Here is an 11,016-nt window from a genome sequence, read left to right as displayed (position 1 = left end):
CGGGTCGACTAGCCTCGACCAGGTGCACAGGGGGTGGCGCGCTGTTGCCGGATTGTTGCTCGGCTTCGCTTCCGCGCTGGTGGATCTGTTCGTCGTGGCGTTCGCCCGGAAGTGGGTCGTCGCCCTCGCCGGGTTGGAACGGCGGCGGCTGCGGTCGTTCCTCGGGATCGACAGCGCCGAGCCGACGCGGGAGCAGGCGGCGCGCTACCTGGCCGTGCGCGCGCCGGTCGGCCTGTTCGGCGGGTTCGTGCTGGCCTGGCTGTTCTACGGCTTGGCGATGGCCGCGATCGTGCTGTACCGGCTGGTCGCGGGCGGTCCGGAGAGCGGCCTCGACCGCTCCGACGACTGGACCGCGTTCCTGTGGACGGGGCTGATCGGCCTGGTCCTGCTCTACATCGAGGTCCAGGGCATCATCGGCGTGATCGCGCTGGAGGGGAAGGTCGCCCGCCGCTGGCTCGGCCCGAGCGAGGCCGAGCTGCTGCGCCTGCGCATCGACGAGCTGGCCGAGAGCCGGGCGGGCATCGTGGCGGCCGTCGACGCCGAGCGCAGGCGCATCGAGCGCGACCTGCACGACGGCGTGCAGCAGCGGCTGGTCGCGCTGGGCATGCTCCTCGGCCGCGCCCGCCGCAACCCCGACCACACCGCCGAGCTGCTGGCGCAGGCGCACGAGGAGTCCCGGCACGTCCTGGAGGACCTGCGGGAGGTGGCCTGGCGGGTCTACCCGGCGGCGCTGGACTCGTCGGGCCTGGTCGAAGCGCTGGAGGCGGTGGCGGACCGGTCCTCGATCCCGGTGCGCATCCGGTGCGCGCCCCTGGCCGCGCCGCCGCGGGTGGAGACCGCGGTGTACTTCGTGGTCTGCGAGGCGGTGACCAACGCGGCCAAGCACTCGGGTGCGACCATGATCGTCGTGGACATCACCGAGGAGGCGGGGGCGGTGCGCGTGCGGGTCGTGGACGACGGCGTCGGGGGAGCGGACCCGGCCGGCGGCGGGCTGGCCGGCCTGTCCCGGCGGGTGCTCGCGCTGGACGGCGCGTTCGACGTGACGAGCCCGGCCGGCGGTCCCACGGTGATCACCGCGGACGTGCCGTGCGGGTGATCCTGGCCGAGGACTCGACGTTGCTGCGCGAAGGCCTGGTGCGGCTGCTGGTCGAGGAGGGCCACGACGTGCTCGCCGCCGTGGGCGATGCGGAAGCCCTGCTCAGCGCGGTCGCGGCGCACCTGCCGGACGTGGTGGTGACCGACGTGCGGATGCCGCCCACGAACTCCGACGAGGGCCTCAGGGCGGCGTTGGACATCCGCAGGCGGTTCCCCGGCGTCGGCGTGCTGGTGCTGTCGCAGTACGTCGAGCAGCGTTACGCCGTCGACCTGCTCACCGAGCACGCCGACGGCGTGGGCTACCTGCTCAAGGACCGCGTGGTCCAGGTGGAGGAGTTCCTGGACGCGCTGCGCCGGGTCGGCGCGGGCGACGTGGCGTTCGACCCGGAGGTGGTGCGGCGGCTGCTGGCCCGCACGACCCACCCGCTGGGCGTGCTGACCGAGCGGGAGCGCCAGGTGCTGGCGCACATGGCCGAGGGGCACACGAACAACGCCATCGCGGCCCGGCTGCACGTGTCGCGCAGCGCGGTGGAGAAGCACATCAACTCGATCTTCGACAAGCTGGGCCTGTCCGACGTGGACGGCTACAGCAGGCGCGTGCTGGCGATCCTGCGCTACTTGCGGGCCTGATCCTTCTTCCTGTTCCTGCTCACGCGCGACACCACGAACCAGCCGACGGCCAGCACGACCAAGCCGATCACGATCTTCGACACGACACCCATGTACTGGTCGACGAGGTGGTAGTTCGCGCCCAGCGCGTACCCGGCGAGGATGAGCGCGGAGTTCCAGATCAGGCTGCCGGCCGCGGTCAGCAGCAGGAAACCGGGCAGCGGCATGCGCTCCACGCCCGCCGGGATGGAGATGAGGCTGCGGAAGATCGGGACCATCCGGCCGAAGAACACCGTCGCCCTGCCGTGCCGGGCGAACCACTCCTCGGTCCGGTCCACATCGGACACGTCGACCAGCGGCAGCCGTCGCGCGATGGCCCTGATCCGGTCACGGCCCAGCGCCGCGCCGAGGTAGTACAGCGCGAGCGCGCCGGCGACCGACCCGGTGGTGGTCCACAGGATCGCGGCGAACAAGCTCATCTTGCCCTGGCTCGCGGTGAACCCCGCCAACGGCAGGAACAGCTCGCTCGGCAGGGGCGGGAAGAGGTTCTCCAGCGCGATCGCGATCCCGGCGCCGGGCGCGCCGAGCGTTTCCATCAGGTCGGTGACCCACGAGACGACATCCATGATCCCAAGTTACGAACGCGCCGCGGCCCTCGCCATGATGCCGACCGCACACCGGGGTGCGGAAAACCTCAGTTACCGGTTGCGGCGTGCGCGGCGAGCCCTCTGGCGTACCGCGCGATCACAGCTCGGAGCACCAGGCGGTAGAGCCACCCCGTCCCGCGCCTGCCCGGCTCGAACGACGAGTGCCAGTGGATCGCCGTCCCGTCGCCGTCCGGCGCGAGGTCGATGAACGCCTGGTAGTCGCGAATGGAGAGACCGGACAACAGGACGTAGCCCACCCGCCGGTTCGGCGTCAGTTCGACGACCTCCTCCCTCGTGAGCGCCTTGCGGCCTTTGTTCTCGAATACCCGCACTTCGCCCACACCACTCGCGTTCCCGGCGCGTTCCCGTTCGTACCGCACCACGGGCGACCAGTCGGGCCACGTCGAGCTGTCCGCGGCCAGGCGGTAGACCCGGTCCGGCGGGGCTTCGCTGCGCACGCGGACGTCCACTCTTTGTACCATGCGGTACATGTACCATCCGGTACATGCCGGAACAAGGGGCTGCCCGCGAACGCCTGCTCACCGCCGTCGTCGACCACCTGGCCGAGCGGGGTCTGGGCGACCTGAGCCTGCGCCGGCTGGCCGAGGCGGTCGGCACGAGCCACCGGATGCTGATCTACCACTTCGGCTCGATGGAGGGCCTGCTGGTGGAGGTCGTGCGGCTGGTCGAGGCCCGTCAGCGCGCGCTGCTGGCCTCCCTGCCGCTGGACGACCCGGCCGAGGCCGCCCGCGCGTTCTGGCGCACGCTCACCGACCCGTCCCTGCGCGCCCACGAACGGCTGTTCTTCGAGCTCTACGCCCAAGCCGCCCAGGGGCGTCCCGGCGCCACCCCGCTGCTGGACGGCATCGTCACCGACTGGCTGGAACCGGTGGCCGCCATCCAGCGCTCCCTCGGCCACCCGCCCGACGTCGCCGAGGCCCGCGCCCGCCTGGGCCTGGCCGTCGCCCGCGGCCTCCTCCTGGACCTGATCGCCACCGGCGACCTGCCCGCCGTGAACGCCGCCATGGACCAGTTCATCGCCCTGACCACCACCTGACCCCGAGAGTCGTCCCCCCACCCCGCGCGAGTCCTACGTTCAGAACGCGCGTGTCCTACGTTCGCGCACCCCGAGTTGAAGACTCAGCGCAAGATCAACAGTGCTGAGTGTTCAACTCGGGTGTTCTGAACGTAGGACACGCGCGACGCGAACGTAGGACACACGCGGGGTGGGGGTTGGACTCTCGGGGGGACGTAGGATCGGTCGGCGTGAAGCGGATCCCGGTGATCGTGGTGGCGGGGTTCCTCGGCTCCGGCAAGACGACGTTGCTCAACCACCTGCTCGGCGGCAGTCGCGGCACGCGGGTCGGGGTGGTGGTCAACGACTTCGGCGCCATCGGCATCGACGCGATGAGCGTGGCCGGCCAGGTCGACTCCACCGTCTCCCTCAGCAACGGGTGCCTGTGCTGCGCGGTGGACGTCAGCGAGCTCGACGGGATGCTGGCCAAGCTCGACCCGCTGGTCGACGTGATCGTCATCGAGGCGAGCGGCCTGGCCGAACCGCAGGCCATGGCACGGATGGTGCTCGCCAGCGAGAACCCGCGCCTGTCCTACGGCGGCCTGGTGCTGCTGGTCGACGCGGCGGAGTTCCCCGACGACCTGGCACGCCACGTGCGCGTGGCCGACCTGGTGGTGCTGAACAAGGTCGACCGCGTCACGGACCCCTCGGCGCTCGCGGCCGAGATCGACCGGCTCAAGCCCGGCGTGCCCGTGGTCCGGTCGTCGTTCGGCCGCGTCGACCCGGCCCTGCTGTTCGACCCGCGCCCGCGGGAGCGGTTCGGCCAGCTGTCGTTCGAAGACCTGCTCGACGAAGAGCACGACCACGTGCGCTACGACAGCGTGGAGTTCACCGGCGGCGCGATGAACCCGTTGCGGCTCATGGCCTTCCTCGACGCGCGACCCAAGGGCCTGTACCGGATCAAGGGCTTCGTGCGGTTCGACGTGCCCGGTCACCGGCAGCGGTTCGGCCTGCACACCGTGGGCGCGTTCCTGCGGTTCGAGCGCTCGGCGTGGCCGGGGGCGCGGCGCACCGAGCTCGTGCTGATCGGCACGGGCCTGGACGTCGCTGCGATCCGCGCCGACCTGGCCGCCTGCGAGGAGCCGGACCCGGCCGCGGTGGACCCGCAGTCGATGCTGGAGGTCCTGCGCTACACGGGGTGACCTCGGAGGGGACGGGTGAGTGGGCTCGGAGAGACTCGAACTCTCACTGGCACGGACCTAAACCGTGTGCCTCTGCCAATTGGGCTACGAGCCCGTCGCGGCAAGCTTATCGGCAGGCCCCGATTACCCGACCCCGAGGGACGTCACGTCCGCCGCCACCCGCGCACTTGGTCGAAAACAGTGTTATAAAAGCGCTCCCGGGGCGGTCAGGTCAACGTGGCCGCCGCGTCTCAACTACGGTTGTGACCAAGGAGCAGGTAGGAGGAGATGTGGCCCGCGATCCCGACACCATCCAGCGCGAGATCGAGCAGGCTCGTGACGCGCTGGCCGTGACCCTCGACGAACTGGGGACGAGGGCGAATCCCCAGCGCTTCGTCGAGTCCGGCAAGGAGAGCGTGCGCGCGAAGCTCGACGAACCCAAGATCCGGTACTCGCTGATCGCGGTGGCCGTGCTCGTCGGGTTCGCCTTGCTGCGCAAGCTGTTCCGCTGAAGGTGCGCTACTGCCCCTTGGCGACGAGGGGCACCAGCACCTGTTCCACCACGCGGTCGACGAAGGGCAGGTCCAGCGGGTCTCCGGTGAGCATCAACCGGTAGATCAGGGCCGCGCCCGCGATCTCGACCGCCATGCCGCGCGGCGCGTCCTGGCGGAGTTCACCGCGCTCCTCGGCGCGGTCCAGGATGCGCCGCAGCACGTCCCGCTGCGCGGTCAGGAACGTCTCGCGGAACGCCGTGGCGAGCTCGGGCTCGTGCGGCAGCTCGCCGACGAGGGCCTGCGCCGCCTTGCCGCTCGGGCCGGACAGGAACGCGGCGAACGAGCTCAGGAACTCGCGCAGGTCGCCGGCGAGCGAGCCGGTGTCCGGCTCGGCCAGGTTGCGCTGCGCCAACTGCGTGCACGTGTCGATCACCAGGTCGAGCTTCGACTCCCACCGCCGGTAGATGGTCGCCTTGCCCGCACGGGCGCGCGCGGCGACGGCGTCCATCGTCAGCGCGCGGTACCCGACTTCGGCCATCACCTCCAGCGCGGCCTGGCGCAACGCGTCGTCCCGGCTGGCGTCTCTCGGTCTGCCTCGTTGCGGGGTCCGAGTCGCCCCGCTGTACACCGGTGTGGCCATTTCGCGCTCCTGTCGCCTTTGGCCGGACATCCTAGGCCTGGTGAGCCCGGAATCAGGCCCACGCCATCTCCTCGGTCGCCGCGCCGCTTCGGGTTCACCCCGTCGGTGGTGGAACCAGACCCGCTCGGGTGTGCAGGTACGCCACCGAGAACGCGAGCGCGTCGCCCTCCAGCAAGTGCACCACGGCACGGGGGGAGCGCCCGGTCGCGATCTCCTCCACCAGTTGGTCGGCGGCCAGCCTGGCGGCGATAAGGCCTGGTGCGGTGGCATCCAGCTCCTTGCCGGCCGCGCGCACGGTGACCGCCCAGTCGTCGCCGTCGCGGCGGTAGTTGGCGGTGATGGGGAGTGTGGTCATGCCTTGCCTTCCGTGGTCGTTGTGCATATCTGACCGGCGTTCGGGAGTTGGTGCGGCGTCATTCCTTCGATCGTGTGAGTGCCCGGCGGAAAGCACCGGAGCCCCGGTTTCGTCACCCGTTCGTGTATTCGAATACGGTGCACGGACCGTGCCTGATCGGTAACGCGCGGCGACCGGCCGTCGATAGGCCATTTGGAGCAACGTCCCGCGTTTGAGAGGTCATGATGAGCCGTCGAGTGCTGGTTGTGGTGTGCGTGGCTGTGGGGTTGGCGATCGCGCCGGGGGTGGCCTCGGCCGACCGGCCGTGGCAGGCGCCGGACGGGTGGGCGGACCAGGTCCGGGGTGACGTCTGCCGGCACCGCGGTGATCCGCCGTGCCACACGCCGACCACGCCGACGACGACCACGACGACGACCCCGTGCACGACGACCACGACGCCGTCGACCGGCGGGACGTCGACCAGCACGTCCACGGGGGCGACCACGACGACGACCGACGTGTCCGGCACGTCCGCGACCTCCGCGACCACCACGGACGTCGCCGGCACCACGACCGCGTCGACGACCTCGACGGCGGTCGCCCAGACCACCACCGGCGCGACGACCACGACCGGTGCGGTCGTCGCCGTGCACGTCGCCGCGCCGCCGCCTCCCCGCCGGGTCGCCGACCACGCGTTGGCGCAGACGGGCGCCGCACCGCTGTGGACGGCCGTCGGCGGCCTGACCGCGCTGCTCGGGGGCGCGGTGCTGCTGCTGGTCAGCCGCCGTCGACGCGCCTGACCGCGCCGGTCACGTCGTCAGTCGGCTCGCCACGCCCCGCCACACGACGTCCATGACGTAAGCCGTCGCGAGCGCGGGCCCCACCTCGGGCCTGCGCTCGCACCACAGCGCGAGCCGTTCGGTCGAGCCGACCACGATCTCGGCGAACGCCTCGGCCTCCACCTCGTCCACGTCGGAGTCGAAGCTGCCGATCACGGCGGCGATCAGGTCGGTCTGCTGGCGGCGGATGCCCTCGACCTCCTCGACCGCGGACGGCACGGTGATCGCCGCTTCCTGCCGCAGCAGCGACCACGACTGCTTGTGCTCGGCGATGAACTCGAAGAACGCCATCAGGCCGCGCCGCAGGACCTCCTCGGGCCCGTCCGCGCCGGTGATCGCCCGCTGCGTGCGGTCGAGCAGCTCCGTGCGCGCCCGGTGGATGCAGCCGATGAGCAGGCCCTCCTTGGAGCCGAAGTACTCGTAGAGCATCGGCTTGGACACCCCGACCCGTTCGGCGATCTCGTCCATCGACGCCGCCAGGTACCCGCGCTCGGCGAAGACGCCCTCGGCGATGTCGAGCATCTGCGCCTTGCGCTCGGCCTTGGGCATCCGCCGGCGGCGCGGCTCGGTGGTGGTCACGAAGTCGAGACTACCGGAGGTAACTTACTTCGAGTAACCTACTCGGCAGTACGTAGGCGGACTTGGAGGAGACGGGCATGCACCGAGAGGTCAAAGTCCTGATCGTCGGCACGGGCTTCTCCGGCCTGGGCATGGCGATCGAGCTGAAGCGGGCCGGGGAGCGCGACTTCGTCGTGCTGGAGAAGGCGGGCGACCTCGGTGGCACCTGGCGGGACAACTCCTACCCCGGCTGCGCGTGCGACGTCCCGTCCCACATGTACTCGTTCTCGTTCGAGCTGAACCCGCGCTGGTCGCGCATGTTCGCCCGGCAGCCGGAGATCTGGGACTACCTCAAGCGGGTGGCCGAGAAGTACCGGCTGCGCGAGCACATCCGGTTCAACAGCAAGGTCGGCGGCGCGCGGTGGGACGCCGACGACAAGGTCTGGCACGTCACCACCGAGAACGGCGACACCTACACCGCGAAGTCCGTGGTGGCGGGCGTCGGCGCGCTGCACATCCCGAACATCCCGACCCTGCCGGGCATCGAGGCGTTCCAGGGCAGGACTTTTCACTCGGCCGAGTGGGACCACGACTACGACCTGCGCGGCAAGAGGGTCGCCGTGGTCGGCACGGGCGCGTCCGCGATCCAGTTCGTGCCGCGGATCGCCGACGAGGTCGGCCGGCTGACGCTGTTCCAGCGCACCCCTCCGTGGGTCATGCCCAAGGCCGACCGGGACATCAACACGTGGGAGCAGAAGCTGTTCCGCGCGCTGCCGCTCACCCAGCGCCTGTACCGCGACTTCGTCTACTGGACGCGGGAGTCGACCGCGCTCGGCTTCGCCGTGAACCCGAAGATCATGGAGTTCGCGCAGAACATCGCCAAGCGGCACATGCGCTCCCAGGTGCCCGACGAGGCGTTGCGGGCGAAGCTGACGCCCGACTACACGATGGGCTGCAAGCGGGTGCTGATCAGCAACGACTACTACCCGGCGCTGGGCAAGCCGAACGTGGACCTGGTGACCGACGGCATCGCCGAGGTGCGGGCGAACAGCGTGGTGGACCGCGCGGGCGTCGAGCACGAGGTCGACGTGATCATCTACGGCACGGGGTTCCACGTGGTCGACTCGTTCGACTACCTCGACGTCATCGGCAAGGGCGGCGTCGACCTGGCCAAGCAGTGGCGCGAGAAGGGCATCGAGACCTACTACGGCATCACCGTGTCGGGCTTCCCGAACTTCTTCTTCCTGCTCGGCCCGAACACCGGCCTGGGGCACAACTCGGTCGTGTTCATGATCGAGTCGCAGATCCGGTACGTCCGGCAGTGCCTCGAACTGCTGGACCGCCACCAGGCCGACGAGCTGGACGTGCGGCCGGAGGTGCAGGCGCGGTTCAACCGGCAGTTGCAGCGCAAGCTGTCCAAGGGCGTGTGGACCGAGGGCGGCTGCAAGAGCTGGTACCTCGACGCGCAGGGCGTCAACCGGACGGTCTGGCCGGGCTTCACGTGGCGCTACTGGATGCGCACCAAGACCGTGCGCGCCGAGGACTACACCCTGACCCGGGCCCGCCGCACCCGCGTCCCGGCCTGACCCGAGCGTTCAACTCGGGTGTTCCGAACGTAGGACACACGTGTTCCGAACGTAGGACACACGCGTGCTGAAGGTAGGGCTCTCGCGAGGTGGACGTACGACTCTCGCGAGAGCCCTGCGGTCAGGCGGTGACGCCGGCGGCCTTGGTGCGCTCGGCGCGCAGGCGGGTCACGTCGGGCAGGTCGAGCGGGCTCGGCTTGGCGCCCGTGGCCCACTCGATCAGCAGGTCGGCGATCTGCGGGTTGCGCGGCAGCACCGGACCGTGCAGGTACGTGCACAGGATCCGGCCCTGGACCGCGCCCTCCACCCGGCCGTCGTTGCCCGTGCCCACCTTGACGTGCGCCAGCGGACGGGCGGACGGCCCGAGGACGGTGCGGCCCTGGTGGTTCTCGAACCCGGTCAGCACGCCCTCGAACAGGCCGTCGGCCGGGGTCGCGATCACCTCGCCGATGGCCCGGCTGCCGCCCGCGTGCGACGTCGAGTCGATCAACCCGAGCCCGCCGTGCGTCACCTGGTCGGCCCGGGTGAACGACTCGCCGAAGATCTGGATGCCCGCGCACACGCCGAGGACCACCGCGCCGCGGGACGCCGCGCGCTGCATCCCGGGGTGCTCGCGCAGGTGCCGCACGGCCAGCGTCTGCGCCGTGTCCTCACCGCCGCCGACCACGTAGATGTCGCACGACTCGGGCACGGGCTCGCCGAACCGGATGTTCACGATCTCGGCGGAGATGCCCCGCCACGTCATCCGCTTCTCCAGCACGACCGCGTTGCCGAAGTCGCCGTACGTGCCGAGGAGGTCGGGCAGCACGAGTGCGATCTGGACCTTGCTGGTGCTCACTGGGCGGCCCTCGCGTTCAGGTCGCGGAATGCGGTGTAGTTGGCGATCACCTCGACCGGACCGGGCGGCATGGCGTCGATCGCCAGCAGCGGGTCCGGCACGATCGTGTGCTCGACCTCGGCGTAGGTCAGCCGCACGGCCAGGTCCGTGGCCCGCTCGCCGGAGGCGATCACCTGCCGGCCGCGCAGCCGCTCGAACGGCACGTCCCACAGCCAGGACAGGTCGCGCCCGTCGGCCTCGTGGGCGTTGATCACGAGCACGGCGGGGTGGTCGGCCTCGCGCACCACGGTCAACGTCTCGCTCCACCCGGCCGGGTTCTTCGACAGCAGCAGCCGGGCGCGGTGCCCGGAGCGCTGGATGGTCCGGTACCGGCCGGCCACGTTGGACACCGCGCGCAACCGCTGCACGGCCTCCTCCACGGGCACGCCCAGCGCGGCGGCGGCGGCCGTCGCCATCACCGCGTTGGCCTGGTTGAACTTGCCGGGCAGCCGCAGCGCCAGCTCCACCTTCACGCCGTTGGGCGTGACCAGGTACCCGTCGCCGGTCACCCACTGGGGGCGCGGCCGGGCCAGGTCGCAGCCGGTGCAGTGCCAGTGCTCGCCCTCCCAGCGGATCGGGTCGCCGCAGCGGGGGCACGAGGCGGCGTCGTTGTGCCAGCCCGTCCCGGTGGCGACCCACACCACGTTCGCCGAGTCACGGGCCGCGGACGTCACCATGATGTCGTCGCAGTTGGCCACCACGACCCCGGTGACCGACGCCAGCGCCGTGCGCAGCGACTTCTCGATGGTGCGCACCTCGCCGACCCGGTCGAGCTGGTCGCGGCTGAGGTTGAGCAGCACGGCCACCTCGGGCGACGCGGCCCGCACGACCTCGGGGAAGTACCCCTCGTCGACCTCCAGCACCGCGAACGGCGCGTCGGGCTGCTTGGACAGCGCGGTCACGTGCCCGTCGGGCATGTTCGCGCCGCCGTGGTTGGTGGCGACCTCGCCCAGGAACGACACGGCGCGGCTGAGCATCATCGTGCTGGTCGTCTTGCCGTTGGTGCCGGTCACCAGCGCGACCGAGCGGCCGGAGGTCAAGTGCGCCAGCGCCTGCGGGTCGAGCTTCAGCGCGACCCGGCCACCGATCATGCCGCCCGCGCCCAGGCCCATCTTCTGCGACAGCTTGGAACTCATGTTGC

14 protein-coding genes and 1 tRNA gene are annotated in these 11,016 nt (G+C 70.9%); 7 read left to right on the top strand and 8 right to left on the bottom strand.

The annotated features are described in order from the left end of the window. Positions 1-79 precede the first annotated feature (79 nt). Both EDD40_RS17010 and EDD40_RS17005 read left to right on the top strand, forming a co-directional pair. The gene (locus EDD40_RS17010) at positions 80-1,096 is read left to right on the top strand and encodes a sensor histidine kinase (protein WP_246037703.1); all 1,017 of its coding nucleotides are present in this window, start codon (positions 80-82) and stop codon (positions 1,094-1,096) included. After that, the gene (locus EDD40_RS17005; protein ID WP_170185116.1) at positions 1,087-1,725 is read left to right on the top strand and encodes a response regulator transcription factor; all 639 of its coding nucleotides are present in this window, start codon (positions 1,087-1,089) and stop codon (positions 1,723-1,725) included. Before EDD40_RS17010 ends, EDD40_RS17005 begins: the two co-directional genes overlap by 10 nt. On the opposite strand, the gene EDD40_RS17000 is transcribed toward EDD40_RS17005, so the two are convergent. Both EDD40_RS17000 and EDD40_RS16995 read right to left on the bottom strand, forming a co-directional pair. Next, positions 1,710-2,330: a DedA family protein gene (locus tag EDD40_RS17000; RefSeq protein ID WP_123743789.1), complete on the bottom strand. Its 621-nt coding sequence runs from the start codon at positions 2,328-2,330 to the stop codon at positions 1,710-1,712. The genes EDD40_RS17005 and EDD40_RS17000 overlap by 16 nt on opposite strands. Positions 2,331-2,398: 68 nt before the next feature. After that, positions 2,399-2,809, bottom strand: coding sequence for an SRPBCC family protein (locus tag EDD40_RS16995; RefSeq protein WP_246037702.1), 411 nt, complete (start codon positions 2,807-2,809; stop codon positions 2,399-2,401). Between the two features lie 47 nt (positions 2,810-2,856). Between EDD40_RS16995 and EDD40_RS16990 the strand changes: the two genes are divergently transcribed. Both EDD40_RS16990 and EDD40_RS16985 read left to right on the top strand, forming a co-directional pair. Continuing rightward, positions 2,857-3,408, top strand: coding sequence for a TetR/AcrR family transcriptional regulator (locus tag EDD40_RS16990; protein ID WP_123743788.1), 552 nt, complete (start codon positions 2,857-2,859; stop codon positions 3,406-3,408). Positions 3,409-3,617: 209 nt separating this feature from the next. Continuing rightward, complete coding sequence (locus tag EDD40_RS16985; RefSeq protein ID WP_123743787.1) at positions 3,618-4,568, top strand: CobW family GTP-binding protein; 951 nt, start codon at positions 3,618-3,620, stop codon at positions 4,566-4,568. Positions 4,569-4,588: 20 nt separating this feature from the next. Here the strand turns inward: EDD40_RS16985 and EDD40_RS16980 are convergent. Beyond that, positions 4,589-4,662, bottom strand: a tRNA-Leu gene (locus tag EDD40_RS16980). Between the two features lie 175 nt (positions 4,663-4,837). Here EDD40_RS16980 and EDD40_RS16975 point away from each other — a divergent pair. Beyond that, a complete protein-coding gene (locus EDD40_RS16975) occupies positions 4,838-5,059 on the top strand; it encodes a DUF3618 domain-containing protein (protein WP_033438423.1) in 222 nt (73 codons plus the stop codon). 7 nt (positions 5,060-5,066) lie between these two features. Here the strand turns inward: EDD40_RS16975 and EDD40_RS16970 are convergent, their stop codons facing one another. Next, a complete protein-coding gene (locus tag EDD40_RS16970; RefSeq protein ID WP_123743786.1) occupies positions 5,067-5,681 on the bottom strand; it encodes a TetR/AcrR family transcriptional regulator in 615 nt (204 codons plus the stop codon). Between the two features lie 94 nt (positions 5,682-5,775). Continuing rightward, positions 5,776-6,036 (bottom strand): hypothetical protein, encoded by a 261-nt coding sequence (locus EDD40_RS16965; protein WP_123743785.1) that lies wholly within the window; start codon positions 6,034-6,036, stop codon positions 5,776-5,778. Positions 6,037-6,290: 254 nt separating this feature from the next. Between EDD40_RS16965 and EDD40_RS16960 the strand changes: the two genes are divergently transcribed. Beyond that, positions 6,291-6,815, top strand: a complete 525-nt coding sequence (locus EDD40_RS16960; protein WP_170185115.1) for an LPXTG cell wall anchor domain-containing protein — start codon at positions 6,291-6,293, stop codon at positions 6,813-6,815. Between the two features lie 9 nt (positions 6,816-6,824). Here the strand turns inward: EDD40_RS16960 and EDD40_RS16955 are convergent, their stop codons facing one another. After that, positions 6,825-7,433 carry a TetR/AcrR family transcriptional regulator gene (locus tag EDD40_RS16955; protein WP_246037701.1) on the bottom strand — a complete coding sequence of 203 codons (609 nt, stop codon included), beginning with the start codon at positions 7,431-7,433 and terminating at the stop codon, positions 6,825-6,827. Positions 7,434-7,510: 77 nt separating this feature from the next. On the opposite strand from EDD40_RS16955, the gene EDD40_RS16950 reads away from it, so the two are divergent. Continuing rightward, positions 7,511-8,998, top strand: coding sequence for a flavin-containing monooxygenase (locus EDD40_RS16950; protein ID WP_123743783.1), 1,488 nt, complete (start codon positions 7,511-7,513; stop codon positions 8,996-8,998). 121 nt (positions 8,999-9,119) lie between these two features. On the opposite strand, the gene EDD40_RS16945 is transcribed toward EDD40_RS16950, so the two are convergent. Further along, positions 9,120-9,836 (bottom strand): type 1 glutamine amidotransferase, encoded by a 717-nt coding sequence (locus EDD40_RS16945; protein ID WP_123743782.1) that lies wholly within the window; start codon positions 9,834-9,836, stop codon positions 9,120-9,122. After that, entirely contained in the window at positions 9,833-11,011 is a 1,179-nt protein-coding gene (locus EDD40_RS16940; RefSeq protein WP_236594716.1) for a Mur ligase family protein, read from the bottom strand. Before EDD40_RS16940 ends, EDD40_RS16945 begins: the two co-directional genes overlap by 4 nt. Between the last annotated feature and the right edge of the window lie 5 nt (positions 11,012-11,016).

The sequence above is a fragment of the Saccharothrix texasensis genome (genome assembly GCF_003752005.1).
GTDB classification, from domain to species: Bacteria; Actinomycetota; Actinomycetes; order Mycobacteriales; family Pseudonocardiaceae; genus Actinosynnema; species Actinosynnema texasense.
Note: the sequence above shows the minus strand (reverse complement) of the source record. Positions and strands in the feature narration are given on the sequence as shown.